We start from the raw sequence: 26,146 nt of genomic DNA, 5'->3' as shown, positions 1-26,146 counted from the left end.
GGGCGGGAGTCTGCGATGAAACGGATGGCATGGTGCCTCGCGGCACTGCTGCCCCTGGGCCCCGCCGTCGCTCAAAAGGCGACGGCGCAGCCGGCCCAGGCGGCGCCCGACCTGAATCTGCGCATCGAGCGCTACGCCTCGTCCACCGGCCGCGACGGCGTGCAGCGGGAAAGCCGCTACACCGACCTGATGGTGCGCCGCGCGGGCTCGGTCTGGATCGAGCGGGATTTCCCCGCCGCGCTGCGCGCCAGCGACGAACACGGCCACGACGCGCATGAACAGGGCGGCCCGGAACCACACGCCGGCCATTCCCATGCCGACACGGTGGGCTCGCCCCTGTGGCTGCAGCGGGATACCGCCGGCAAGGTGGCCGTACGCATGGTGCTGCGCAAGCAGCGCAAGGTGCTCGACATCGACGAAGCCAACTACGGCAACGTCGGCTACAACGGCTCCTGGGACATCACCTACGGGGTGGTGGATCCGGCCAGCCTGAAGCGCATGCAGCCGGACGGCGCACCCGCCAAGGGTGTGCAGCGCTATCGCCTGGCACGCGGCGAATCGATGATCACCGTGGACTGGGACATGAAGGGACAATACGCCCGCCGTGTCGAGACCCGCGGGCCGCACGGCCTGTCGGTCAACCGGATCACGGTGACGGCGGCGCCCGCGCCGGCCGTGCTGCCCTGGAAGGCGGTAGAGGGCTACGAACGGGGCGACTACTCCGACTTGCTGGACTGAGCCCGGGCCCCCTGCTCCACCACCCACTGGACCACCTGGCCGGCCAGCGCATCGCTGGCCAGGCCGAAGGCCGACACCACGGCCGGCACTTCGACGCCCTCGGCAGGTTGCGCGACCTCGAAGCTGCGCGAGGCCACCACGCGCCGCGTCGCGGTCGAGATCAGCCGGGCATCCAGGCTGACCACCGCGTAGGGCACGGCACCGCGATATTCGCTCTGGAAGGCGCGCAGATCGCTGTCCAGTTCCAGGTCCGCGCGCACATTGCTGGCGGTGGTCGATACCGATGCGACGCGGCCGTCCAGCCTGAACGCCTCGGCCAGGCGGGCGCGCAGCAGCACCGGCGGCGCGTCGGTCCAGCGCGCCCCGCCATAGGTGCTGAGGCGGTCCCCCTGGACGATGACCGCGATGCGAGCGCTGTCCAGCGTGGTATTGGCGTGCGGGCTGCGAATGCGCAGCGACCAGGCCTGGGCCTTGCCCGGCGGGGAAACCGCCGCCTGCGCGGACGGCAGGCGATAGATGTCGACCGTTTTCTGTTCCGGCAACAGCGTGCAGGCCGAAGCCAGCACCGCCAGCGACATGCCCGCCCAACGGATGATTGCGCGCGCGCCTCTCATGGGGTGAACTCCTTGGGTTGTTCGCGGCCCAGCAGGTAGTCGGCCGGGTTGTCCTCGAGGCGGCGGGTGATGGCCCGCAGCGACGCCATCGTCGCCTGCATCTCTCGCAGCGCGCCGCCCAGCTCGCCCAGGCTCTGGGCGCCGCTGCCCAGCGCGCCGCTGTTCTCCTGCACCAGGCGGTCGATGCTATCGCTGGCGCGAGCCAGCGACGTCATGGCCTGCTGCGCGCTCTGCATGGTGTCCTTCCCCTGCGAACCCACCAATTCGTCGGCATGCGTCATCAGCGAGTTGGCCCTGGCCAGCGCCTCGGACGTCTGCCGGCCGATCTCTCCCAGTTGTCCGCCCAGCTTCGCGAAACTTTCCCGCTGCGCGGCCAGCTCGGCCGTGCTTTGCTCGAGGTGCTCCAGGATGCTGCTGATCTGCCGGGCGTTCTCGGGCGACATGATCTGGCGCGCGCTGGCGACCATTTCGTTGACGTTCAGCATCAGGTCCTCCCCGCCCGCCAGCAACTGGGTGATCGGCGACGGCAGGGCCACGATGACCGGCACCTTGTCGCCCTTGGGCAGGAGACGCGGACTTTCCGGCGTGCCGCTGCCGAGCTGGATCACCGAGGTACCCGTGACGCCGGTCAGGCGCAGGCGCGCCACCGTATCCTCCTTGACCGGCACGTCGCTGGCGATCCGTATCCGCGCCACCACCTTGCGGGGATCCACGGGATCGAGCCGCAACCGCGCCACGTCGCCGACCTTGATCCCGCTGTACATGACGGCGCTGCCCTCGGACAGGCCGTTGACCGCCTCGTTGAACTCGACGTCGAACTGCGCCACGCTGGCGTCCGAATGGCTCTTGGCCAGCCACAACGCGAACAGCAGGGCCCCCGTCACGGCAATGACGAGGAACAGGCCGATCACGACATGATGCGCCCGGGTTTCCATCTACTCCTCCTTGCGCGACCGTTCGGCCGCCCGCGACGCCGCGCGTCCGCGCGGCCCCTGGAAATATTCCTGCACCCACGGATCGTCGACCCGCTCCACCACTTCCAGCCGGTCCACCACCAGCACCTTGCGCTGCGACAGCACCGCCACCCGGTCGCAGATGGCGTAGAGCGTGTCCAGATCGTGCGTGACCAGGAACACGGTCAGCCCCAGCGCATCTCTCAGGGTGCGGATCAGTTCGTCGAAGGCCGCCGCGCCGATCGGGTCCAGTCCCGCCGTGGGCTCGTCCAGGAACAACAGATCGGGGTCCAGCGCCAGGGCGCGCGCCAGCGCCGCCCGCTTGACCATGCCGCCCGACAGCGAGGCCGGGGACTTGGCGCCGGCCTCGACCGGCAGGCCCGCCAGCGCCAGCTTGAGCCGCGCCAGCCGCTCGGCCTCGGGCCGGGCCAGTCCCGCGTGCTCGATCAGCGGCAGCGCGGCGTTCTCGGTCACCGACAGCGAGGAGAACAGCGCGCCGCGCTGGAACAGCACGCCCATCCGCCGTTCCTGGCGCGAACGCATCTCGGGAGACAGCTCGTCCAGCACCTGGCCGAACACCTGCACGCTGCCCGCGGTCGGCCGCCGCAGCCCGACGATGGAGCGCAGCAGCACCGACTTGCCCGAGCCCGAACCGCCCACCACGCCCAGGATCTCGCCCCGGCGGATGTCCAGGTCCAGCCCCTCGTGCACGGTCTGGGTCCCGAAACGGTTGACCAGCCCGCGCACGCGCACGATGGGTTCGTCGGCCGTCACCATCCCATCTCCATGAAGAACAGCGCCGCCAGCGCGTCGATCAGGATCACCACGAAGATCGCCTGCACGACGCTGGAGGTGGTGTGCTCGCCCACGGACTGGGCGCTGCCGCTGACCTTGAAGCCTTCCAGGCAACCGATCACGGCGATGATGAAGGCCAGGATGGGCGCCTTGACGATGCCGACATAGAAGTGCCGCACGTCCAGGCTCTCGCGCAACGTGGACAGGAACAGCGACGGCGGAATGTCCAGGCTCCAGGCGCACACCACCATGCCGCCCGCGATGCCGGTCAGCATGGACATGAAGGTCAGGAGGGGCAGCGACACCAGCATCGCCAGCACGCGCGGCAGCACCAGCATGTTGATGGGGTCCAGGCCGAGCGCCCGGATGGCGTCGATCTCCTCGTTGGCCTTCATCGAGCCGATCTGCGCGGTAAAGGCGCTGGCCGTCCGGCCCGCCATCAGGATGGCGGTCAGCAACACGGCGAATTCGCGCAGAAAGGCAAACCCGACCAGATTGATCGTATAAAGGGTGGCGCCGAAGTCCCGCAGCACCGTCGCGCCCAGGAAAGCCACGACGGCGCCGACCAGGAAGGTCAGCAAGGCGACGATGGGAACGGCATTCAGCCCGATCTGCTCGATCTGCGCGACGGTGGCCGTGATCCGCCACGAGCGTGGGCGCACCAGCGACCGGCCCAGGCTCTCGAGCGTCAGGCCGATGAACCCGCACAGGCCCACGGCGTGCTTCCAGAACTGCTCGGCGGCCTCGCCCACGTGGCACAGCAGTTCGGCCAGCGGCGCAGGCGGCTCGGGCGGCTTGCACCGCTGGACCGCGCCCTGGGCGCGGATGATGGTGTCGAGCAGCGCGCGGCGCGAGGCATCCACCTGGGGACCGGCGGCCAGCAGCCCGGGCAGGCGCTCGGCGCCCAGCAGGTCGACCAGCAGCGATGCGCCCGCGGTATCCAGCGCGCCCAGCCGGCTGAGGTCCAGCGCGCGCACCTGGTCGCCCGCATCGAACCGGGCGACCTCGCGGCGCAGGGCCTCGAAGGCCGCCAGCGTCCAGTCGCCTTCGACCAACAGGCGGCCGGCACCGGTTGCGGCATCCCACACTAGACGGCCTGGCTGCGGAGCTACGCTCATCGTTCCTGGAGACGGGACCACGGAACCGGGATTGTCGGGGCTTTACTTGAGTCCAGGCAAGCCCTTCATGCCGCGCAGCGCCTTCATGCCGCCCATGGCGCGCATCATCTTGGCCATGCCGCCCTTCTTCATCTGCTTCATCATGGCCTGCATCTGCTCGAACTGCGACAGCATGCGGTTGACCTCCTGCACCTGCACGCCGGCGCCGGTGGCGATGCGGCGCTTGCGCGAGGCCTTGATCAGCTCGGGCTTGGCGCGTTCGAGCTCGGTCATGGAGTTCAGGATGCCTTCCATGCGGCGGATCTGCTTGCCGGCCTGCTTGCTGTCTATTTGCGAGGCCGCCTGCGAGAACTGCGCCGGCAGCTTCTCCAACAGCGAGCCCATGTCGCCCAGGTTCTTCATCTGCGCGATCTGGGCGCGGAAATCGTTCAGGTCGAACTTGTCGCCCGACTTGAGCTTGGCGGCCAGCTTCTGCGCCTCGTCGACGTCGATCGCGCGCTGGGCTTCCTCGACCAGCGACAGGATGTCGCCCATGCCCAGCACCCGTTGCGCCATGCGTTCGGGATGGAAGGGCTCGAGGCCGGACAGCTTCTCGGACACGCCGACGAACTTGAGCGGCTTGCCGGTCACGTGGCGCACCGACAGCGCGGCGCCGCCGCGCGCATCGCCGTCCAGCTTGGTCAGGACCACGCCGGTCAGCGGCAGGGCGTCGTTGAAGGCCTTGGCGACGTTGACCGCGTCCTGGCCCAGCATCGCGTCGACCACGAACAGGGTCTCGATCGGATCGAGCAGGGCATGCAGCGCGCGGATCTCGTTCATCAGCGCTTCGTCGATGCCCAGCCGGCCGGCCGTATCGACGATCAGCACGTCGTAATGGTGCTTGCGCGCATGGTCGAGCGCGTTGCGGGCAATGGCCTCGGGCGCCTGGTCGGTGGACGAAGGCAGAAAATCGACGCCGGCCTGCGCGGCCACGGTCTTCAACTGCTCGATGGCGGCGGGGCGGTAGACGTCGGCGCTGACCACCAGCACTTTCTTCTTGCCCGTCTTGCGGCCGTTCTGGACATGGCCGCCCTCGGCCAGCCAGCGGGCCAGCTTGCCGGTGGTGGTGGTCTTGCCCGACCCCTGCAGGCCCGCCATCAGGATCACGGCGGGAGGCTGCTGGGCCAGCGACAACTCGCTCGCGTGGGGCCCGAGGTCCCCCCCCATGAGGGACGTCAGCTCCTTGTGGACCACTCCCACCAGGGCCTGGCCCGGCGTCAGGCTGCCCGTGACGTCCTCGCCCAGCGCCTTTTCCTTGACCCGCGCAACGAACTCGCGCACGACCGGCAGGGACACGTCGGCTTCGAGCAGCGCCAGACGGACTTCGCGCAGCATTTCCTGCGTATTCGCCTCGGTCAGGCGCGCTTCACCCTTCAGGGTCTTGACGACGCGCGACAGGCGAGCGGTAAGGTTATCGAGCATGAATAGGATTCGCTTACACTTCCATGGATATGGGAATTGTATTGCACGCACTGGCCGCGGCCGGTTACGCCTTGTTGACGGTACTCGCGTGGCGAGCCGTCTCGTCGCACCCCGAACCCCGGGCCGGCTCCGCCGAGCGCCTGGGGCTGGCGCTGGTGCTGGTCGTGCACGGCCTCGCGGTCCAGCAGGCCATGCTGGGCGACGGCAACCTGAAACTGGGCTTCGCGCTGGGGATCTCGGCCGCGCTGTGGCTGGGCCTGGTCGTATTCTGGGCCGAGAGCCTGTGGGTCGCGATCGACGGCCTGCGGCTCTGGCTGATGCCGCTGGGCGTGATCGGCACCGTGCTGCCCGTCGTCTTTCCCGAGGGACGCATCATCGCCCACGCCGACAGCGGCTGGCTGCGCGTGCACCTGGCCATCGCGCTGGCCGCCTACAGCATGATCACCATCGCCGCCCTGCATGCGCTGCTGATGGCCTCGGCCGACCGGCGCCTGCACGACATCTCGGCCAGCAACCCGCCCCAGCCCCGCCATTCGGCCCGGGTCTACGCCCGCCTGTTCGACGCCGTGCCGCCCCTGCTGATGCTCGAACGCCTGCTGTTCCGGCTGATCTGGATCGGTTTCGTGCTGTTGACCCTGGCCGTCCTCACCGGCATCGTCATTTCCGAATCGCTGTCGGGCACCGCCCTGCCCCTGGACCACAAGACCGTCTTCACGCTGCTCTCGTGGCTGACCTTCGGCCTGCTGCTGCTGGGCCGCCAGGTCTGGGGCTGGCGCGGACGCATCGCGCTGCGCTGGACGCTGGTCGGCTTCGCCTTCCTGTTGCTGGCCTACACCGGCACCCGGTTCGTGCTCGAGATCATCCTGCGCCGCTAGCACGCGCCTCCGATAGGATCCCTTTCCTCCATGGGCAAGCTACTTTTCTGGGTGTTCGTCATCGTGGTCGCGCTGCTCGTGGCCCGCATCGCCGCCCGCAGCGCCGTCAAGGGCCACCGCCGCCAATCGCGCCGCGTCGACGCCAGCCGCTTCCCCGCCGACGGCATGGTGCGCTGCGCCCACTGCGGCATCCATCTGCCCCCCTCCGAGGCCGTGCGGCGCAAAGGCTACAACTATTGCAGCCTGGCCCACTCGTTGAAGGGGCCGGGCAAATGACCCCGGAAGCGCGGCTGGACGACGGTGGCTGGATCGACCACCCCGCCGTGCGCCGCGTCCCCTCCCCCAACACCGACGAACGGCCGCCCGGCACCGAGATCTCGCTGCTGGTCCTGCACAACATCAGCCTGCCGCCCGGCGAGTTCGGCGGCCCCTACGTCGAAGCCCTGTTCACCAACACCCTCGACTGCGACGCCCATCCCTGGTTCGACTGCCTGCGCGGCCTGAAAGTCTCGGCCCACTTCCTGATCGACCGCGCCGGCGCCATCGTCCAGTTCGCCAGCACCGGCCAACGCGCCTGGCACGCCGGCGTCTCCTGCCACGCCGGCCGCGAACGCTGCAACGACTTCTCCATCGGCATCGAACTCGAAGGCTGCGACACCCTGCCCTTCACCGACGCCCAGTACCGCGCCCTGGCCTGGCTCACCCCCGCCCTGCGCGCCCGCCACCCCCTCGAAGCCGTCCGCGGGCACGAACACATCGCCCCCGGCCGCAAGACCGACCCCGGCCCGGCCTTCGACTGGGCCCGCTACGGCCGCGAAACCGGCTGGACCGCCCTCCCCCCCGAAACCGCCCCACCCGCCCCCTGACCCACCCCACGCCGCCACAGGCCGTGCCCGGGGCACCCGGGGGCCGGGCCGCCACCGCCCCTCCTGTAGAATCTCGCCCTCGCCAACCCCGGCCCGCCCAGGCTCAACCCGCACCCGCTCTGTTCCACGCGCTGCAAACGCCGCATTTCAAGCGTGCCTCGTGCACCTTTCCGCGTGAAACACGCATGGTTGCTAGCTGTCTAATAAATAGAGCCCGAATTACCTATGCGAGCGCCGGATTCTTTCCGCCAGCAACATTTTGACACTTGCCGTACAATCAGCACCCCCCTAGAATTAGTGCCTCGCCGGTCACACACCACTAGATGTAGTGTCCGTGCTGCAAGGGAGGGGGAAAACATGGCTTATCCATACCAGCCCGGATGTGCGACGGCACGAGCCGTCCCGCATTTCGTCGTTAGGCCCCAAGCCGCGCTCCGGCGCGGCCTGACGCCCTTGTAATCCAGAATTATTTCGCTGCAAATCCCAGAACACCGAGTACCGGCGCGGCATCCCGCGCCTTCATGCATCCAGGAGGCCTTATGCAACTCTCGACTCCCTCGGCCCAATCGACCGCTGCGCCGCTAGCTTCCAAGCCCGCACAGACCGAAGCCGGCCAGACCGCGTATTCCGACCACAAGGTCATCCGGCGCAACGGCGCCGTGGTCGGATTCGAACCCGGCAAGATTTCCATCGCGCTGACCAAGGCCTTCCTGGCCGTCAACGGCGGCCAGGGCGCTGCTTCCGCGCGTGTGCGCGAGCTCGTCGAAGGCCTGACCAAACAGGTCGTCCACGCCCTGATCCGTCGCCAGCCCAGCGGCGGCACCGTCCATATCGAAGACATCCAGGACCAGGTCGAGCTGGCGCTGATGCGCTCCGGCGAGCATGACGTCGCCCGCGCCTACGTGCTGTACCGCGAAAAGCGCGCCCAGCAGCGCGCGCTGATGCACACCTCGTCCAACCAGGCGATCGTGCACGTCACCGAGAACGGCCTGCGCATCCCGCTCGACCCGCAGCACCTGCAGGCCATCATCCAGGCCGCGTGCTCGGGCCTGGAAGAATTCGCCTCGGCCGAGGGCATCTTCAAGGAAACCGTCAAGAACCTGTACGACGGCGTCTCCACCGACGAGATCTTCAAGTCCGCCATCCTGGCCGCCCGCTCGCAATTGGAGAAGGACCCGGCCTACAGCACGGTCACGGCACGCCTCCTGCTGCACACCATCCGCAAGGAAGTGCTGGGCGAAGAAGTCGAACAAGCCGCCATGGCCACGCGCTACGCCGAATATTTCCCGCAGTTCATCGCCCGCGGCATCGAAGGCGGCCTGCTGGACGCCAAGCTGGCCACCTACGACCTCGCCCGCCTGGGCGCGGCGCTGAAGGACACCCGCGACCTGCAGTTCACCTACCTGGGCCTGCAGACCCTGTACGACCGCTACTTCCTGCACATCAAGGGCGCCCGCATCGAGCTGCCGCAGGCCTTCTTCATGCGCGTCGCGATGGGCCTGGCCCTGGAGGAAGCCGATCGCGAAGCCCGCGCCATCGAGTTCTACAACATCCTGTCGTCGTTCGACTTCATGAGCTCGACGCCGACCCTGTTCAACGCCGGCACCCTGCACTCGCAGCTGTCGTCGTGCTACCTGACCACGGTGGCCGACAGCCTGGAAAGCATCTACGACGCCATCAAGGAAAACGCGCTGCTGGCCAAGTACGCCGGCGGCCTGGGCAACGACTGGACCCCCGTGCGCGCGCTGCGCAGCCACATCAAGGGCACCAACGGCGAAAGCCAGGGCGTCGTCCCCTTCCTGAAAGTGGTGAACGACACCGCCGTGGCGGTCAACCAGGGCGGCAAGCGCAAGGGCGCCGTGTGCACGTACCTCGAAACCTGGCACCTGGACATCGAGGAGTTCCTCGAGCTGCGCAAGAACACCGGCGACGAACGCCGCCGCACGCACGACATGAACACGGCCAACTGGATTCCCGACCTGTTCATGAAGCGGGTCATGGACAACGCCGAATGGACCCTGTTCTCCCCGTCCGACTGCCCCGACCTGCACGACAAGGTGGGCAAGGAATTCGAGAAGGCCTACCTGGGCTATGAAGCCAAGGTCGCCAGCGGCGAACTGAAACTGTTCAAGAAGATCCCGGCCACGTCGCTATGGCGCAAGATGCTGTCGATGCTGTTCGAGACCGGCCATCCGTGGATCACGTTCAAGGATCCTTGCAACATCCGCTCGCCCCAGCAGCACGTCGGCGTCGTCCACAGCTCCAACCTGTGCACCGAGATCACGCTGAACACCAACGAGTCCGAGATCGCGGTCTGCAACCTCGGCTCGGTCAACCTGGTCGCCCACCTGAAGACCAACGCCGATGGCACGGTCGAGCTCGACCACGACAAGCTGCGCAACACGGTCCACATCGCCATGCGCATGCTCGACAACGTGATCGACATCAACTATTACGCCGTCGACAAGGCCCGCAACTCCAACCTGCGCCACCGTCCCGTCGGCATGGGCATCATGGGCTTCCAGGACGCGCTGCACATCATGCGCGTGCCCTACGCGTCGGATGCCGCCATCGACTTCGCCGATCGCTCGATGGAAGCGGTGTGCTACTACGCCTACCTCGCCTCGACCGAACTGGCCGAAGAACGCGGCCGCTACTCGTCGTTCGAAGGCTCGCTGTGGGACCGCGGCATTCTTCCGCAGGACTCCATCAAGCTGCTGCGCGAAGAGCGCGGCGGCTACGTCGACATCGATGAAAGCGCGTCGCTGGACTGGAATACGTTGCGCGAGCGCATCAAACTGCACGGCATGCGCAATTCCAACTGCATCGCTATTGCCCCGACGGCGACGATTTCCAATATCATTGGTGTATCTGCGTGCATTGAACCGACTTATCAGAACTTGTACGTCAAATCGAATCTCTCCGGCGAATTCACGATCGTCAACGATTACCTGGTGCGTGATCTCAAGAAGCTCGGGCTGTGGGACGAGGTGATGATCGCGGACCTGAAGTACTTCGATGGCAGTCTCGCCAAGATCGACCGGGTACCTCCCGAGCTGCGCAAGCTGTACGCGACGGCCTTCGAGGTAGAGCCCCGCTGGCTCGTGGAATGCGCGGCGCGCCGCCAGAAGTGGATCGACCAGTCGCAATCGCTCAATATCTATATGGCGGGCGCGTCGGGCAAGAAGCTGGACGAAACGTACAAGCTGGCTTGGCAGCGCGGCCTGAAGACCACCTACTACCTGCGCACGCTGGGTGCGACCAGCGCTGAAAAATCGACGGGACGCGGCGGCGAATTGAACGCCGTGCCCACGGCATCGTCCAATGCGGGAATGTCCGCGTCGGGCACCAACCTTCCGGAACCGGAAATCGTCGGGGCGGTATGCACCATGAAGCCGGGTGACCCCGGCTTCGAAGAGTGCGAAGCCTGCCAATAACCCCCGCTGAACACCGGAGTCGATCTATGTTGTCTTGGGACGAAGAAGTATCCACCCCCTCCGCCACGCCGGCCCTGCAGCCGACGGGCGCCGCCGCCCCGCGCGAACACGCCGGGGCGTTCGACGAGGTCGCGCTGGCCTCGGGCGCTGCCGCGTCCGCCGGCGCCTCCTCGAGCCGCGTCAACATCGCGGACAAACGCATCATCAACGGCCAGACGGACGTCAACCAGCTGGTCCCGTTCAAATACAAATGGGCTTGGGAAAAGTACCTGGCCACCTGCGCCAACCACTGGATGCCGCAGGAAATCAACATGTCGCGCGACATCGCGCTGTGGAAGAACCCCGAGGGCCTGACCGAGGACGAGCGCCGCATCATCAAGCGCAACCTGGGCTTCTTCGTCACGGCCGACTCGCTCGCCGCGAACAACATCGTGCTGGGCACGTATCGCCACATCACCGCCCCGGAGTGCCGGCAGTTCCTGCTGCGCCAGGCCTTCGAGGAAGCGATCCACACCCACGCCTACCAGTACATCGTCGAGAGCCTGGACCTGGACGAGTCGGAAATCTTCAATGCCTACAATGAAGTTCCGTCCATCCGCGCCAAGGACGAGTTCCTGATCCCCTTCATCGACGCCATCGCCGACCCGAACTTCAAGACGGGCACGCCGGAGGCCGACCAGACCCTGCTGAAGTCGCTGATCGTCTTCGCGTGCCTGATGGAAGGCCTGTTCTTCTACGTCGGCTTCACCCAGATCCTGGCGCTGGGCCGGCAGAACAAGATGACCGGCGCCGCCGAGCAATACATGTACATCCTGCGGGACGAGTCCATGCATTGCAATTTCGGCATCGACCTCATCAACACGATCAAGCTCGAGAACCCGCACCTGTGGACGCCGGAATTCCGCGAAGACATCCGCGGCCTCTTCCGCAAAGCGGTCGAACTCGAATACGCTTACGCCGAAGACACCATGCCGCGTGGCGTGCTGGGCCTGAATGCGCCGATGTTCAAATCGTATCTGCGCTTCATCGCCAACCGCCGCTGCCAGCAGATCGGTATCGAGCCGCTGTTCCCGCAGGAAGAGAATCCCTTCCCGTGGATGGCGGAGATGATCGACTTGAAGAAAGAACGCAATTTCTTTGAAACGCGTGTGATCGAATACCAGACCGGCGGGGCGCTGAGCTGGGACTAGACCGCACGTAGACAGGATCAGGCGCCCTTGGGCGCCCGGCAGGGCCCGGATGAGTTCAGACGCGGCGCGTGGGGCAGGCCCCCTCGCCCGGCGCACCATCCGGCCCCTGCGCATGTTGCTTTGTCGAAGACGAAGCAGCGGCGGCCGGGCAAACGGGGGTGTCATCCGGCAGGCGGGAAAACCGCCTGCCAAGTCATTCGACATGGGTCGCACTGGTTGCGGGGTATGTCGAATGGCTGTGTAAAGCATTCATTAGCGCAAACTGATTCCGCTGTTGAGGTGTTGTTCAACAGCAGGGCTTGCGCCGATGAATAGCCCGTGAGGATGGTCCGAGCGGGTTCGTGTGTTCTGGGTCCCTGAACGTCTCGTAAAGGAGCAGACCATGGCGACAGCCAAAAAGGCCGCGAAGAAAGCGGTAGCCAAGAAGGCCCCGGCGAAGAAAGCCCCGGCCAAGAAGGCGGCAGTGAAGAAGGTTGCGGCGAAGAAGGCTCCGGCCAAGAAAGCCGCGGTGAAGAAGGTTGCGGCCAAGAAGGCCCCGGCCAAGAAAGCCGCAGTGAAGAAGGTCGCAGCCAAGAAGGCCCCGGCGAAAAAGGCTCCGGCCAAGAAAGCCGCGGTGAAGAAGGTTGCAGCCAAGAAGGCCCCGGCCAAGAAAGCCGCAGTGAAGAAGGTCGCGGCCAAGAAGGCCCCGGCCAAGAAAGCTGCGGTGAAGAAGGTCGCGGCCAAGAAGGCTACCGCTGCCAAGAAGCCCGCTGCGAAGAAGGCTCCGGCCAAGAAGGCCGCTCCCAAGAAGCCTGCTGCCAAAAAGCCTGCCCCTGCGCCGTCCACCGCGGCCGCTCCGGGCGCGAAAACGGCGCTCAACCCCGCAGCCGCTTGGCCCTTCCCTACGGGCAGCCGCCCGTAAGCCCTAATCGGAGCGCCTTGCGCTCTGATTCAAACCCCGCCAGAGTGCAAGCTTTGGCGGGGTTTTTTGTGGCCCCCCTACGCGCTTCGCGCGCCCCCCAAGGGGCGATGCGGGTGGACCGGCGGAGCCGGATCCACCGCATCCTGGGTCTGTGGGAGACTTATGCAGGGAGCTATAATCTTTTTCTTACAGCCTGCTGAATAAATCGTGCAGGCACTCGGAGTTCTCATGGTTGGCGATATCGCCCGTTTTCTACTCAACGTCGTTTTCACCCTTTACGGGGCCGTGCTGCTGCTGCGGTTGTGGCTGCAATTCGCGCGGATGCCACCGTACAACCCCATTTCGCGAACGGTGTTCCAGGTGACGGACTGGCTGGTGATCCCGCTGCGGCGGGTGCTGGGCGGGCGCGGGGGCGTGGATTGGGCCAGTCTGGTGGCGGCCTGGCTGACGGCGCTGATCTACCTGACGGCGGTAATGCTGATCGCGGGAGGCAATCCGCTGTCCATGCTGCCGGAGGGGCTGTGGATCTCGCTGATGCTGATGCTGAAGTGGGCCGTCAACCTCGTGATGTGGGTCACGTTGCTGATGGTGATCCTGTCATGGGTGAACCCCAACGCACCGGCCATGCCTGTCCTCCAGGCGCTGACGGCTCCGCTGCTGGATCCCATCCGGCGTTTCATGCCTTCCCTGGGGGGGCTGGATCTATCGCCGTTGGTCCTGTTCCTGTTCACGCAGGTCGCGCTGATGGTGCTGTCGCGGATAGGACTGCCCATCTTCGGACTGTAAGCCCCGGCGGGCAGCAAGGCCCGCCCCGGCATCGACGCGGCGCCGCCGCATGGCGGCGGGCGCCTGTCTAGAGATGCGTGACGCGGGTCGCGCCGGTGCCGCTCAGCACGCGCACCCGATCCCCGACATAGAACATCTCGTCGGCTTCCTGCACGATGGAGCGCAGTTCTCCGTTTTCGAAACGAACGGTGATTTCCAGGCCGTCGCGCTTGGACATCCCGCCTTCCACCGCCTGCCCGGCGATGCCGCCGGCGATCGCGCCCAGCACCGATGTGATGATCTGGCCGCGGCCCCCGCCGATGCTGCTGCCCGCCACGCCGCCGACAATGGCGCCGCCCGCCGTGCCGACACCGGTCTGGCCGCGGTCGATGGTGACGCGCCGCACCGACTCCACCGTGCCCATGCGCACCACTTGCTCGCGCTGCGCCTGGTTCCGGTCATAGACCGATGCCGAGTTGCTGCCCGTCGCACATCCGGCCAGCAGCGCCAGCGCGGACAGCGCGGCGGCCACGGCCAGGACACGCCCGCGTCCGGCAACCTGGGAAAGAGACGAATTGCTTGGATTCATAGAACCATCCTGGTGGAAAAGCGGAGAAACGCCGCAGCGCCCTCTTCTTGGAATGAAACGACAGGGTCTAGGACTGAATTTATACCCTGTCGGTTCGCCCGCCAGCCCGCCGGCGCCTGTCCGGGCCCGCCAAGGTTGTTTCAAACCATGACCGCGGCGGCCCCGCTTCAGCCCTGCGGCAGCGAGAGCCCGTAGCCGCGCTCCAGGCGCGCCGAGATCTCCTCGCGGCTGATCTGGTGGTTCTGCGGGCCCCGGCAAGCGATCTTGATGGCCCCCATCAGGCTGGCCAGCTTGCAGCAGTCCTCCCAGCGCCATCCCAGCGTCAGCCCGTACAGCAGGCCGGCCCGATAGGCATCGCCGCACCCCGTCGGATCGACCACGGCTTCCGCCTTGACGGGATCGATCCGGATCTCCTGGCCGCCGGTCAGCAGCGTCGAGCCTTTCTCGCCCCGGGTGACGATGGCGGCCTGCAAGCCGGCGGCGATGTCGGCCATGCTGCGGCCGGTACGCTGCTCGACCACATGGGCCTCGTAGTCATTGACCGTCAGCACCTGCGCGAGCGCCAGCATTTCCTCCAGGTCCTCGCCGCTGAACAGCGGCATGGCCTGGCCCAGGTCGAAGATGAAGGGGATGCCCTGCGCGTGCAGCCGCCGGGCATGCGCGAACATGCCGTCCTTGGCGTCGGGCGCGACGATGCCCCAGACGCCCGGCGCTCCGGTCAGGTCATTGGTGGCCGCCGCCGACATGGCCCCGGGGTGGAAGGCGGTGATCTGGTTGTCCGCCAGGTCTGTCGTGATGAAGCACTGCGCGGTGAAGGTCTCCGGCACGACCTTGACCCAGTCGACGTTGGTGCCCTGCTCGCGCATGCGGCGCAGATAGTCGCCCGCGTCCTCGCCCACGGTCGCCACCGGCACGGGCGTGCCGCCCAGCAGCCGCATGTTGTAGGCGATATTTCCCGCGCAACCACCGTACTCCTTGCGCATGGAAGGCACGAGGAAGGAGACGCTGAGCGCGTGGACCTGCTCCGGCAGGATGTGCTCCTGGAACTTGCCTTCGAACACCATGATCGTATCGAACGCAACGGAGCCGCAGATGATGACGGGAGCGGTTTCGGGATAGGCCATGGCGGTCACGGATAGAAGATGGCGACGCGGTAGCCGGTGGCGTGGGCGTCGATGGTTTCGATGGGAATCCGCAGGACCCGCTCTTCGAGCGGCCCCAGCGGCTGGGCGAAATCGCGGGGCGACAGATAGACCGACGGCAGCAGCACCCGGCGGGCGGCCACGGTGTCGGACAAGTCCATCAGCGACAGCTCGATGGCGGGCCAGGACTGCGGGAACGCCGCGCGGTTGCGCAACACCATCCGCAGCGCCAGCTGGCGCGTCGGCAGGACGACCTCGGAAGACTCACCCGGCGCCGGTTCGGGCTCATCGGCGATGGGCGGCGCGAATCCCGGCGACTCGGGCGACCAGGGCTCGACCGACGATGATTCGATCACCAGCAGTTCGGGCGCCCGGGGATAGCCCACGATGCACTGCAGCCGCTGGCACAGTTGCTCCATGACGGGACGCAACGCGGGCACGCGGGTCGCGATCTCGGCCCGGAAGATCCAGGCCGCCTGCGCCAGCAGGATCAGCAGCGCGACCAGCGCGGCCAGCCCCCACAGCCACTGGGCGCGCCGCCAGCGCCGCCGGGTCTCGCCATCGAGGAAACCCGGCGCCGCTTCCACGCTCGCCCCCTGCGCGCGGACACGCGACTCGCCCACGATGGAAACGTCCGCCGCGGGCGCAATACCCGCATCCGGCCCGCCATCGGCCTCGCCCGGCAGGCCGACCGGCTCGGGGCGACGGGACCGCAGGACGGAAGGCAGATCCTGGCCGGGCAAGGATTCGGCGAAAACCGCCGGCGCCGTTTCACCCGCCATCGACGCGCCGGCTCCAGGCGGCGCGTCGTCGGCCGGCATGTCGCGGGAGGCAGATTCGCTGTCGGTCACGACCGGCGGGGAAGGCGGCGTGGACGCCAATGCCGGCGCCAGGTCCTCGTCGTCCTGCACGGTCGCGGCCAGGCCTTCTCCCCGCCGGCGCAGCACATGGGGTTCGGCGGCGGGCGCCTCGGGCATCGCTGCCGGTCCCGCGGCCACCGGACGCGGCGAACCTCCGGCCGGATCCAGCTCGATCAGGCTCTGGCTGCTATCGAAGACTTCGTTGCAAACCCCGCACCGCACCCAGCCGCCGCGCAGCTTGATCTGGTCGGGAGCGACCCGGAACGCCGTGGCGCATTGGGGGCAGCGGGTAGCGAGAACCATGCCGGATGCCCGTCAGGCGGGGCGCTGCCCGTGCAGGCAGACCCAGCCATCCAGCGCGCGCCACACCTTCATGGCGATCCAGGGCGCATAGGCCTGCGCAACCTCGTCGGCCTGCCGCTCGAGCACGCCGGACAGGATCAGGTCGCCGCCGGGCAGTACCCGGTCGCACAGCATGGGCGCGAGCACCTTGAGCGGATTGGACAGGATGTTGGCGACCACCACGTCGGCGCGCCAGCCCTGGCGCACGTCGGGCAGGCCGGCCAGTACCTCGACCGCGTTGGCCGCCGCATTGGCCTGGGCCGACTGGACCGCCTGCGGGTCGATGTCGATGCCCACGGTCTCGCCGGCGCCGAGCTTGCGCGCGGCGATCGCCAGGATGCCCGAACCGCAGCCGTAGTCCAGCACGCTGCTGCCGGCGCGCAGATTGCCCGCCAGCCAGGCCAGGCACAGGTGCGTGGTGGGATGGCTGCCGGTACCGAAGGCCAGGCCCGGATCCAGGCGCAGGGAGATGGTGCCCGGCCGGTCCGGCACTTCGTGCCAGGTCGGCACGATCCAGATGCGGGCGTCGACCTCGATCGGCTCGAACTGCGACTGGGTCAGGCGGACCCAGTCGGCATCCGGCACCTCGCGCAACTGCCAGGCGGGCGGATCGTCGATCCCGCAGGCCGCGCAGGCCACCGCCAGCAACTGGGCGGGATCCTCGCCATCGGGCAGCAGCGCCACGACGCGGTTGCGCGACCATGCCTGGGTTTCCGGCTCAAGGCCGGGCTCGCCGAACAAGGGCTGCTCGGCGTCGGTGCCGAAGTCGGCATCCTCGACCGACACCGACAACACGCCGGCTTCCAGCAGCGCGTCGGACAGCGGCTCGGCCAGTTGCTCGGGGCAATCGAACACCAGTTCGCGCATGACGGACTCGCTACCTTCAGTCCGGACGCTGGGACAGGCGATGCTCCAGATAATGGATGTTGGTTCCGCCTTCGATGAAGCGGGCATCCTGGAGCAGTTCGCGGTGCAGCGCGATGTTGGTCGAAATGCCGTCGACCGCCATTTCCGACAGGGCGATGCGCATGCGCGCCAGCGCCTGGTCGCGCGTATCGCCATAGGCGATGACCTTGGCGATCATGGAGTCGTAGTTGGGCGGCACGAAGTAGCCGTTGTAGACATGCGAGTCGACACGGATGCCAGGGCCCCCGGGAACATGCCAGTTGGTGATGCGGCCCGGGCTGGGCGTGAAGCGGAACGGATCCTCGGCATTGATGCGGCACTCGATGGCGTGGCCGCGGAACACGACGTCGCGCTGGCGAAGCCGCAGCTTCTCGCCTGCGGCGATGCGGATCTGCTCCTGCACCAAGTCCACACCCGTGATCGCCTCGGTGACCGGGTGCTCGACCTGGATGCGGGTGTTCATTTCGATGAAATAGAACTCGTTGTTCTCGTACAGGAACTCGAACGTCCCGGCGCCGCGATAGCCGATCTTGCGGCAGGCGTCGGCGCAGCGATCGCCGATACGGTCGATCAGCCGGCGCGGGATGTGCGGCGCCGGCGCTTCCTCGATGATCTTCTGGTGGCGGCGCTGCATCGAGCAATCGCGCTCGCCCAGCCAGATCGCGCCGCGCTGGCCGTCGGCCAGGATCTGGATCTCGACGTGGCGGGGGTTCTCGAGGAACTTCTCCATGTACACGTCGGGATTGTTGAAGGCGGCCGCGGCTTCGGACCGCGTCATGGTCACGGCGTTGAGCAGCGCGGCCTCGGTGTGGACCACGCGCATGCCGCGTCCACCACCGCCGCCGGCGGCCTTGATGATGACCGGATAGCCGACCTTGCGGGCGATCTGGATGATTTCCTTCGGATCCTCGGGCAGCGCGCCGTCGGAACCGGGCACCACGGGAACGCCGGCCGCGATCATGGCCTGCTTGGCGCTGACCTTGTCGCCCATCATGCGGATGGATTCTGGCCTGGGCCCGATGAACACGAAGCCGCTTTTCTCGACCCGCTCGGCGAAATCGGCATTCTCGGACAGGAAGCCGTAGCCCGGATGGATGGCCTCGGCATCGGTGACCTCGGCCGCCGAGATGATGGCCGGCATGTTCAGGTAGCTCTCGCGCGACGGCGCGGGCCCGATGCAGACCGACTCGTCGGCCAGCTTGACGTACTTCGCCTCGCGATCGGCCTCGGAGTGCACGACCACGCTCTTGATCCCCAGCTCGCGGCAGGCGCGCTGGATGCGCAGGGCGATTTCCCCGCGATTCGCGATCAGGATCTTTTCAAACATGAACGAATGTCCTGAAAAAGTCGGACGGCTGGCCGAGGCGGCGTCCTCCGGTGGCGCCGCGGCGGACGGTGCCTTGCCGGGACTGGCGCGCCGGTCCCGGCGCCCGACTGATAACACGGTGTGAAGCGCATCAACGGGCAAGGTGTCGATGCGCATGGTGTCGACCGGTCAGCCGATCACGAACAGGGGTTGGCCGTATTCGACCGGCTGGCCGTTCTCGACCAGGATTTCCTTGATGGTGCCGGCCTTGTCGGCCTCGATCTCGTTGAGCAGCTTCATGGCCTCGATGATGCACAGGGGATCGCCTTCCTTGACCGCCTGGCCGACGTCCACGAACGCCGAGGCGCCGGGGTTGGGCGCACGGTAGAAGGTGCCCACCATGGGCGACTTGACGACATGGCCCTGGGCCACGACGGGCGCGGGAGCAGGGGCGGCTTCGGCGGCCGGGGCCGGGGCGGCTGCCTGCGGCATGACCTGGTAGGCCTGGACCCCCGGCGAGGCGGTGAACTGCCCGCCTTGCGCGAACTTGACGATACGCACCTTGCCTTCGCCCTCGGTGATCTCCAGCTCGGCGATGCCGGACTCGGCAACCAGGTCGATCAAGGTTTTCAGTTTTCTAAGATCCATGGGGCTTCCCCGTAATTTTCTTCAATGCGACAGCGCGTAACGCACGGCCGCTTCATAGCCATCGACGCCCAGCCCGGCGATCACGCCCACGGCCAGGTCGGAAAAATACGAACGGTGCCTGAAGGCTTCCCGCTTGTGCACGTTCGACAAATGGACTTCGATGAACGGCACCGCCACCGCCGCAAGCGCGTCCCGGACCGCCACGCTGGTGTGCGTGTAGGCCGCCGGATTGATCACGATGAAATCGACACCCTCGCCCACGGCCGCCTGGATGCGGTCGACCAGCGCACCTTCATGGTTGCTCTGGAACGAGGCGAGCGATGCGCCGTGCTGCTGCGCCAGGGCCAGCAGCCGGGCATCGATGTCGGCCAAGGTCGTCGCACCATAGATACCGGGCTCGCGCGTGCCGAGCAGATTCAGATTCGGGCCGTGCAAAACCAGTATGCGATGGGCCATATGCCTGCGATGCGATACGGAAGGGCGCGATTTTTACGCAAAACACGCCATATTGTCTATCAATTGTAACGAATTCGGCGATTCTGCCTATGTCGGGAACATCCCGCCCCGGGGATGCCCAGGGGTCCGGACAGCATTCAGGCAGGCTTGAGCACACCCCGCAGGGTATCGGGCTTGATCCGGCCGGAATACTGATGGATAACTCCCCCTTTTTCGTCGATCACGACCGTATACGGCAAGCCGCCGCTGGCGTTGCCCAGCTCGCGCGCCAGTTCCGTACCGACATTCCCGGCGATCAGCAAAGGATAACCCACCGGGACTTTTTCGACGAATTTCCGCATGTTGGCCGCCGAATCGATGCCGATCCCGACAAACTGCGCCGTCTTGGCGAATTCCTGGTGCAGCATGTCCAGTTCCGGCATCTCGTCCACGCAAGGCGGGCACCAGGTCGCCCAGAAATTCACCACCAGGCGCTGTCCTCGCCATTGCTGGAACGGATAGGAACGGCCGTCCAGCCCCTCCAGCGTCTGCGCGTACAGGATGTTCACCGCCCGGTCGGACGCGGTGCCCGGCGCCAGGCGCCACCAGGCCACGCCGCCGCCCAGCAGGGCCGCCGCCACGCCCGCGCCGCCGTACGCCAGCAGCCGGCGGCGAGAAGACCCGCTCATGCCGTTTCTCCCTGCAGCCGCCCCTGGACATCCTCCAGCAGCCTGGCCACGGCCCGGGCGTCGCCGCGCTCGGCCCGGCCGTCCGGGCCCGGCTTCAAGGCCCCTCGCAGCGCCAGGCCATCATAGATGCTCAGCATGACGCCTTCCTCCTGCCAGAGGAAATACAGGGCCTCGACCTTGCCGCGGCCACGGAAATCCGGGCGCTCGCCCACTTCGTATTTGATGCCATGATTGAGGAGGAATATCTCGACTTCCTTGGATGAGTCGGCAAAGCACTGCAGGGCGATATCGGAATGCTCGCCCGCGGTGCCGTTCCAGACAGGACCGACCAGGTAGGGCTGGAATCGTTCCAGCAGGCCCATGACCGACAGCGCCACCCGCCGCAGCCTTGCCAGGCGCGCGGGCTGGGTATCCCCCATGAACAAGGCCTGATATTCGCGGACCTCGCTCTCTATCTCGTCATTGTCCGGCAGCACGTCGCCGCGGGGCAGGCTGCCCGCCCCCACCAGTTGCTTGACCGCCTTGCGCTTGGCCGAGCTGTAGTCCAGCCCGTCCTCGGCGATCATCCGGGCCGCAGCGGCGGCGATTTCCTGGCGCAAAGAAGAAAACGGCATGATTGCTCCGAGGAGGTGACCTCGACATCATACTTCGTCCCCGCCCCGGACCGCGGCGGTCCGGCCCGGGCGTCTACAATCCATACCCCGACCGGAAGCAGGCAACCATGCATCTACACATACTCGGCATCTGCGGCACCTTCATGGGCGGCCTGGCGCTGATCGCGCGGGCGGCCGGGCACCGCGTCACCGGCTGCGACGCCGGTGTCTACCCGCCCATGAGCACCCAGCTCATGGAACAGGGCATCGAACTGATCGAAGGCTTCGACGCGGGCCAGACGGCGCTCAGGCCGGACCTGTTCGTGGTCGGCAACGTGGTCAGCCGCGGCAACCCGCTGATGGAAGCCATCCTGAACGAAGGGCTGCCCTACACGTCCGGGCCGCAGTGGCTGGGCGAGCACGTCCTGCCCGGCCACCACGTGCTGGCCGTGGCCGGCACGCACGGCAAGACGACGACGACCTCGATGCTGGCCTGGATCCTGGAGTCGGCCGGATTGCAGCCGTCCTTCCTGGTGGGCGGCGTGCCGCAGGACTTCGGCGTATCGGCGCGCCTGCAGCCGGGCCGGGGCGCCGCGCGGCCGGTGTTCGCGATCGAGGCCGACGAGTACGACACCGCCTTCTTCGACAAGCGGTCCAAGTTCGTCCACTACCGGCCCCGGACCGCCATCCTGAACAACCTGGAATACGATCACGCCGACATCTTCCCGGATCTGGCCGCGATCGAAACACAATTCCACCATCTGGTACGGACCATCCCCGGCCAGGGCCGGGTCGTCGCGCCCACCCGCACGCCCGCCATCGAGCGGGTGCTGGCCCGCGGATGCTGGTCGGAAACCGTCACGTTTGGCGTCGACGGCGACTGGCGGGCGGGCCCCGACGACGCGGCGGGCACCTTCGAGATCATCCACCGGGGGGCATCCGCGGGCCGCGTCGCCTGGACACTGAGCGGCGAGCACAACCGGATGAATGCCCTGGCGGCCATCGCGGCGGCCGGGCACGTGGGCGTCGCCCCGGCCGACGCCGTGGCGGCCCTGAGCCGTTTCGCGGGAGTCAAGCGCCGCATGGAACTGCGCGGCACCGTGGACGGCGTGCGGATCTACGACGACTTTGCCCACCACCCCACCGCCATCGCCACGACCCTGGCCGGCTTGCGCGCCCGGGTCGCCGGCGAGCGCATCCTGGCCGTGCTGGAGCCACGCTCGAACACCATGAAGCTGGGCGCCATGAAGGCCCTGCTTCCCGACTCGCTGCGCGACGCCGACCTGGTGTTCTGCTTCGGCGCCCAGGACGGCAAGCATGCGCTGGGCTGGGACCCGGCCGAGGCCCTGGCGCCCCTGGGCGGCCGGGCCAGCGGCTGGGCGGACCTGCCGGCCATGGTCGCGGCCATCGCCGCCGCCGCGCGCCCCGGCGACCACGTCGTGGTCATGAGCAACGGCGGCTTCGGCGGCGTGCACGACAAGCTGCTGCAGGCGCTGCGCGAGCGCGCCCCCGCCGGGACCGCCCGATGATCCTCTACCTGCACGGATTCCGCTCTTCGCCCGCCTCGACCAAGGCGCGGCTCCTGGCCCAGGCCATGGCCGAACGCGGGCGCCGGCGCGAATGGGCCTGCCCGCAGTTGCCGGCCAGTCCCCGCGAAGCCATGGAACTGGCCGAACCGCTGGCGCGCGACATGCAGCGGCATGCCCGGGCGAACGGGCAGGCGTTGACGCTGATCGGCTCCTCGCTGGGCGGCTACTATGCCACCTGGCTGGCCGAGCAGCTGGGCTGCCGCGCGGCATTGCTCAATCCTGCCGTGCACGCGCCGCGCGACCTGGCCACGCAGGTGGGCGAACACCAGTCCTACCACGACGGCCAGCCCTTCCTTTTCACCGCCGGCCACGTGGACGAACTGCGCGCCTACGCCGTCGCACGCATCACCCGTCCCAGCCGCTACTATCTATTAGCGGCCACCGGCGACGAAGTGCTGGACTGGCGTGAAATGCGCGACCACTACGCGGGCGCGCGGCAGCACATCATCGACGGCGGCGACCACGGCATCTCCGACTTCGAGCTTTACCTGCCCGGCGTCCTGGCCTTCGCCGACGCCGCGGCAGACGACGAATCTATCCCTGGGTAAACACACGATGCATGTCCTCTACGAGGACGACGGCGGGTTCAAGGCCGCCACCGTCCTGAGCGAAACCGACACCAGCCTGCAGGTCGAGGCGGCCAGCGGCAAGCGCAGCAAGATCAAGAAGTCCGCGGTCATCGTGCGTTTCGAGCAACCGTCGCCCGAGGCCCTGCTCAAGGCGGCCGAGGCGGCCTCGCAGGACCTGGACCTGGAGTTCCTGTGGGAATGCGCGCCCAAGGAAGACTTCGACATCCCGGTGCTGGCCGAGGAATACTACGGCCACCCGCCAACCCCGGTGGAGCAGGCCGCGATGCTGCTGCGCGTGCACGGCGCGCCGGTCTATTTCCACCGCCGCGGCAAGGGCAAGTACCGTCCCGCCCCGCCCGACATCCTGGCGGCCGCGCTGGCCGCCCTGGAAAAGAAGCAGCGCCAGGCCGAACAACAGCAGGCCTGGGTGGACGAGATCAAGGCCGGCACCCTGCCCGAGCCCCTGGCCCGCCAGGCCGAGACCCTGCTGTTCAAGCCCGACAAGAACACCCTGGAATGGAAGGCGCTGGATGCCGCCTGCACCCAGTTGCAGATGCGGCCCGAGCGGCTGCTGATGGACCTGGGCGCCTTCCCCAGCGCGATCGCCATCCACAAGCGCCGCTTCTACGCCCAGCACTTCCCGCGCGGCACGGGCTTCGCCCCGGCCGAGGTGCCCGCCATCGCGCGCGACCTGCCGCTGGCCGACGTCGAGGCCTATTCGGTGGACGACATCACGACCACCGAGATCGACGATGCGCTGTCGGTGCAGGAGCTGGACGACGGCCGGCTTCGGGTCGGCATCCACATCGCCGCCCCGGGCCTGGCGGTGACGCGCGACAGCGGCCTGGACGAGCTGGCCCGCGCGCGCATGTCCACCGTCTACATGCCGGGCGCCAAGATCCCCATGCAGCCCGACGAGGTGATCGCCGCCTTCTCGCTGGATGCCGGCCGGCCGGTGCCCGCGCTGTCGCTGTACGTCGTCGCCCACCCCGACACCGGCGAGATCCTATCGCACGAATCGCGCATCGAGCGCATCGCCGTGCGCGAGAACCTGCGCCACAACACGCTGGACGACGTGGTCGGCGAAGCGCAACTGGACGACCCCGCCGCCGAACTGCCCTACGGACACGTCTTCCGCCCGCTGTGGCGGCTGGCCAAGGCCCTGTCCCGGCGCCGCGACGAGGTCCGGGGCAAGCCCGAATCGAACAACCGGGTCGACTTCAGCTTCTACGTGGACGGCGACCCCGACCACCCCGAATCGGCGCATGTCCGCATCGAGCAGCGCAAGCGCAACGCGCCGCTGGACCGGCTGGTGGCCGAGTACATGATCCTGGCCAACAACCTCTGGGGCGGCCTGCTGTCGTCCTGCGGGGTACCGGGCATCTACCGGTCCCAGCAGATGGGCCGGGTACGGATGGGAACCGCCGCCGCCCCCCATGATTCGATAGGGGTCCCGCAATATGCCTGGTGCACGTCGCCGCTGCGGCGCTATGTGGACCTGGTCAACCAGGGCCAGTTGATCGCCGCCATCGAGCACGGGGTATCGGCGCGCCTGGTCGCCCCCTACAAGCCCCGCGAGGCCGACCTGTATGCCGTCATCAGCGCGTTCGAGGCCAAGTACGGCGCCTATGCCGACTTCCAGCAGGCCATGGAACGCTTCTGGTGCCTGCGCTGGATCAAGCAGCAGGGCCTGCGCCGGATCGAGGCCGTGGTACTGCGCGAGGATCTGGTCAGGCTGAAGGACGCGCCGTTCTATACGCGCATAGGTACGCTGCCCGACCTGGAGCGCGGCCGGCACGTCCTCCTGGAAGTCATGGGCGACGACGAACTCGACCTGAGCCTGGACTGCCGCTTCCTGGACGTGGTGGATGCCCAGGGAGACGCCGAGGACATCGAGGACGAACCGACGGCCGAAGCCGTAGTGGAAATGGCCGAGACGGATGCCGCGGACGGTCCCGACCCCACGGACCAGCGCCTGGACGATGCCGGCGCTCCCGCCCCGGACGACGGGCCGAAGCCGGAAGAAGGGGCCTGACGCCCGTCTTGCCGCGGCGGCGGCCTGCGCTCCGCCTGCCGCGGACTCAGGCGTCCTCGTCCTGGCGCGAGCGGATCAGCCGCAGCACGTGATTGCTGAGGCGGGCATGATGGCTGCGCATGGCGTTGTACGCCGCCTCGCAGGCGCCGCCCAGGATGGCCCTGACGATGGGCTCGTGCTCGTCGTGCGACACCGCCAGCCGGTCGTTCACCTGGGCCTGGGCCTGGCGGAACGGCGCCAGCCGCTCGCGCAGGTCGGCCACCATCGCGGCCAGCACGTCGTTGTGGGCGCCGGCCAGGATCAGGGCGTGGAACTGGCGATTGTTGTTCAGATAGCCCGCGGTGTCCTCGTTCCTGGCGAACTCGGCGCTCTGCTCGTAGATGAACTCGAGCTCCTTCTTTTCCATGGCTGTCATGCATTCGGCGGCCCGCCGCGCGCACAGGGCTTCCAGTTCGCAGTCGGCCTCCAGCAGCTTGGCCAGTTCCTTGACGCCGATGGACGCGACCACCACGCCTCGGCGCGGCATCACCTCCACCAGCCCCCGGCTGCCCAACTCGCGCAGGGCCTCGCGGATGGGCGTGCGTGACACGTTGAACTTCTCGGCCAGCGACCGTTCCTCGAGCTTGGCGCCCGGCGGGTAGGTGCCGTCGATGATTTGTTCAGCCAGTTGCTTGGATATCTTGGAGGAAATCGTGGACATGACTACCCGATAGGTCTGTGGGACGCATGC

At 67.5% G+C, this 26,146-nt stretch carries 26 protein-coding genes; 11 read left to right on the top strand and 15 right to left on the bottom strand.

What is annotated here, in order from left to right; all coding sequences use genetic code 11:
* The first annotated feature begins 15 nt into the window (after positions 1-15).
* On the top strand, positions 16-738 hold the full coding sequence (locus tag AC1Q6E_RS21545) for a hypothetical protein (protein ID WP_296556922.1): 723 nt from the start codon (positions 16-18) through the stop codon (positions 736-738).
* On the opposite strand, the gene AC1Q6E_RS21540 is transcribed toward AC1Q6E_RS21545, so the two are convergent.
* Genes AC1Q6E_RS21540 through ffh form a run of 5 tightly spaced genes read right to left on the bottom strand, consistent with a single transcriptional unit; the run spans position 717 to position 5,679 of the window.
* Complete coding sequence (locus AC1Q6E_RS21540) at positions 717-1,352, bottom strand: ABC-type transport auxiliary lipoprotein family protein (protein WP_296556921.1); 636 nt, start codon at positions 1,350-1,352, stop codon at positions 717-719. The genes AC1Q6E_RS21545 and AC1Q6E_RS21540 overlap by 22 nt on opposite strands.
* Complete coding sequence (locus AC1Q6E_RS21535) at positions 1,349-2,287, bottom strand: MlaD family protein (protein ID WP_152793844.1); 939 nt, start codon at positions 2,285-2,287, stop codon at positions 1,349-1,351. The genes AC1Q6E_RS21540 and AC1Q6E_RS21535 overlap by 4 nt, the downstream gene beginning before the upstream one ends.
* Positions 2,288-3,082, bottom strand: coding sequence for an ABC transporter ATP-binding protein (locus AC1Q6E_RS21530; protein WP_492573491.1), 795 nt, complete (start codon positions 3,080-3,082; stop codon positions 2,288-2,290).
* Positions 3,076-4,218, bottom strand: a complete 1,143-nt coding sequence (locus AC1Q6E_RS21525) for an MlaE family ABC transporter permease (protein WP_152793842.1) — start codon at positions 4,216-4,218, stop codon at positions 3,076-3,078. Before AC1Q6E_RS21525 ends, AC1Q6E_RS21530 begins: the two co-directional genes overlap by 7 nt.
* A gap of 42 nt (positions 4,219-4,260) precedes the next feature.
* Positions 4,261-5,679 carry a signal recognition particle protein gene (gene ffh, locus AC1Q6E_RS21520; protein ID WP_152793841.1) on the bottom strand — a complete coding sequence of 473 codons (1,419 nt, stop codon included), beginning with the start codon at positions 5,677-5,679 and terminating at the stop codon, positions 4,261-4,263.
* A 23-nt stretch (positions 5,680-5,702) separates the two neighbouring features.
* On the opposite strand from ffh, the gene AC1Q6E_RS21515 reads away from it, so the two are divergent.
* The 7 genes from AC1Q6E_RS21515 to AC1Q6E_RS21485 all read left to right on the top strand — a co-directional run bounded on the left by AC1Q6E_RS21515 (position 5,703) and on the right by AC1Q6E_RS21485 (position 13,734).
* Positions 5,703-6,554 (top strand): cytochrome C assembly family protein, encoded by an 852-nt coding sequence (locus AC1Q6E_RS21515; protein ID WP_152793840.1) that lies wholly within the window; start codon positions 5,703-5,705, stop codon positions 6,552-6,554.
* Positions 6,555-6,584: 30 nt separating this feature from the next.
* A complete protein-coding gene (locus AC1Q6E_RS21510) occupies positions 6,585-6,830 on the top strand; it encodes a PP0621 family protein (RefSeq protein WP_152793839.1) in 246 nt (81 codons plus the stop codon).
* Positions 6,827-7,420 (top strand): 1,6-anhydro-N-acetylmuramyl-L-alanine amidase AmpD, encoded by a 594-nt coding sequence (gene ampD / locus AC1Q6E_RS21505; protein WP_492573490.1) that lies wholly within the window; start codon positions 6,827-6,829, stop codon positions 7,418-7,420. Before AC1Q6E_RS21510 ends, ampD begins: the two co-directional genes overlap by 4 nt.
* A gap of 539 nt (positions 7,421-7,959) precedes the next feature.
* Positions 7,960-10,857, top strand: coding sequence for a ribonucleoside-diphosphate reductase subunit alpha (locus AC1Q6E_RS21500; protein ID WP_296556918.1), 2,898 nt, complete (start codon positions 7,960-7,962; stop codon positions 10,855-10,857).
* A 26-nt stretch (positions 10,858-10,883) separates the two neighbouring features.
* The gene (locus AC1Q6E_RS21495) at positions 10,884-12,047 is read left to right on the top strand and encodes a ribonucleotide-diphosphate reductase subunit beta (RefSeq protein ID WP_492573489.1); all 1,164 of its coding nucleotides are present in this window, start codon (positions 10,884-10,886) and stop codon (positions 12,045-12,047) included.
* 382 nt (positions 12,048-12,429) lie between these two features.
* Positions 12,430-12,948 carry a histone H1-like DNA-binding protein gene (locus AC1Q6E_RS21490; RefSeq protein ID WP_152798221.1) on the top strand — a complete coding sequence of 173 codons (519 nt, stop codon included), beginning with the start codon at positions 12,430-12,432 and terminating at the stop codon, positions 12,946-12,948.
* 228 nt (positions 12,949-13,176) lie between these two features.
* Complete coding sequence (locus AC1Q6E_RS21485; RefSeq protein ID WP_152798220.1) at positions 13,177-13,734, top strand: YggT family protein; 558 nt, start codon at positions 13,177-13,179, stop codon at positions 13,732-13,734.
* Positions 13,735-13,801: 67 nt separating this feature from the next.
* Here the strand turns inward: AC1Q6E_RS21485 and AC1Q6E_RS21480 are convergent, their stop codons facing one another.
* The 9 genes from AC1Q6E_RS21480 to AC1Q6E_RS21440 form a co-directional block, all read right to left on the bottom strand.
* Positions 13,802-14,302, bottom strand: a complete 501-nt coding sequence (locus AC1Q6E_RS21480; RefSeq protein ID WP_152798219.1) for an outer membrane lipoprotein — start codon at positions 14,300-14,302, stop codon at positions 13,802-13,804.
* Positions 14,303-14,469: 167 nt separating this feature from the next.
* Positions 14,470-15,426: a carbohydrate kinase family protein gene (locus AC1Q6E_RS21475; protein WP_152798218.1), complete on the bottom strand. Its 957-nt coding sequence runs from the start codon at positions 15,424-15,426 to the stop codon at positions 14,470-14,472.
* Between the two features lie 5 nt (positions 15,427-15,431).
* Positions 15,432-16,607, bottom strand: a complete 1,176-nt coding sequence (locus AC1Q6E_RS21470; RefSeq protein ID WP_492573488.1) for a zinc-ribbon and DUF3426 domain-containing protein — start codon at positions 16,605-16,607, stop codon at positions 15,432-15,434.
* A 12-nt stretch (positions 16,608-16,619) separates the two neighbouring features.
* Positions 16,620-17,513, bottom strand: a complete 894-nt coding sequence (gene prmA / locus AC1Q6E_RS21465; protein WP_152798217.1) for a 50S ribosomal protein L11 methyltransferase — start codon at positions 17,511-17,513, stop codon at positions 16,620-16,622.
* A 16-nt stretch (positions 17,514-17,529) separates the two neighbouring features.
* Entirely contained in the window at positions 17,530-18,879 is a 1,350-nt protein-coding gene (gene accC, locus AC1Q6E_RS21460) for an acetyl-CoA carboxylase biotin carboxylase subunit (RefSeq protein ID WP_152798216.1), read from the bottom strand.
* A 168-nt stretch (positions 18,880-19,047) separates the two neighbouring features.
* Positions 19,048-19,506 carry an acetyl-CoA carboxylase biotin carboxyl carrier protein gene (accB, locus tag AC1Q6E_RS21455; protein WP_152798215.1) on the bottom strand — a complete coding sequence of 153 codons (459 nt, stop codon included), beginning with the start codon at positions 19,504-19,506 and terminating at the stop codon, positions 19,048-19,050.
* Between the two features lie 21 nt (positions 19,507-19,527).
* A complete protein-coding gene (aroQ, locus tag AC1Q6E_RS21450) occupies positions 19,528-19,962 on the bottom strand; it encodes a type II 3-dehydroquinate dehydratase (RefSeq protein WP_152798214.1) in 435 nt (144 codons plus the stop codon).
* A gap of 137 nt (positions 19,963-20,099) precedes the next feature.
* Positions 20,100-20,630, bottom strand: a complete 531-nt coding sequence (locus tag AC1Q6E_RS21445) for a TlpA family protein disulfide reductase (protein WP_152798213.1) — start codon at positions 20,628-20,630, stop codon at positions 20,100-20,102.
* Positions 20,627-21,244: a hypothetical protein gene (locus tag AC1Q6E_RS21440; protein WP_152798212.1), complete on the bottom strand. Its 618-nt coding sequence runs from the start codon at positions 21,242-21,244 to the stop codon at positions 20,627-20,629. Before AC1Q6E_RS21440 ends, AC1Q6E_RS21445 begins: the two co-directional genes overlap by 4 nt.
* 107 nt (positions 21,245-21,351) lie before the next feature.
* On the opposite strand from AC1Q6E_RS21440, the gene mpl reads away from it, so the two are divergent.
* The 3 genes from mpl to AC1Q6E_RS21425 are packed head-to-tail and all read left to right on the top strand — an operon-like array spanning position 21,352 to position 25,416.
* The gene (mpl, locus tag AC1Q6E_RS21435) at positions 21,352-22,752 is read left to right on the top strand and encodes a UDP-N-acetylmuramate:L-alanyl-gamma-D-glutamyl-meso-diaminopimelate ligase (RefSeq protein WP_492573487.1); all 1,401 of its coding nucleotides are present in this window, start codon (positions 21,352-21,354) and stop codon (positions 22,750-22,752) included.
* A complete protein-coding gene (locus tag AC1Q6E_RS21430; RefSeq protein WP_152798210.1) occupies positions 22,749-23,360 on the top strand; it encodes a YqiA/YcfP family alpha/beta fold hydrolase in 612 nt (203 codons plus the stop codon). The genes mpl and AC1Q6E_RS21430 overlap by 4 nt, the downstream gene beginning before the upstream one ends.
* A 7-nt stretch (positions 23,361-23,367) precedes the next feature.
* Positions 23,368-25,416 (top strand): ribonuclease catalytic domain-containing protein, encoded by a 2,049-nt coding sequence (locus tag AC1Q6E_RS21425; protein ID WP_152798209.1) that lies wholly within the window; start codon positions 23,368-23,370, stop codon positions 25,414-25,416.
* A 46-nt stretch (positions 25,417-25,462) separates the two neighbouring features.
* Here the strand turns inward: AC1Q6E_RS21425 and AC1Q6E_RS21420 are convergent, their stop codons facing one another.
* Positions 25,463-26,116 carry a GntR family transcriptional regulator gene (locus AC1Q6E_RS21420; RefSeq protein ID WP_492573486.1) on the bottom strand — a complete coding sequence of 218 codons (654 nt, stop codon included), beginning with the start codon at positions 26,114-26,116 and terminating at the stop codon, positions 25,463-25,465.
* Positions 26,117-26,146 lie beyond the last annotated feature (30 nt).

It is taken from the genome of Pigmentiphaga sp. MLSB6-MA01, assembly GCF_058793475.1.
The sequence above is the reverse complement of the archived record's forward strand: the minus strand, read 5'-3'. Positions and strand labels throughout refer to the sequence as shown.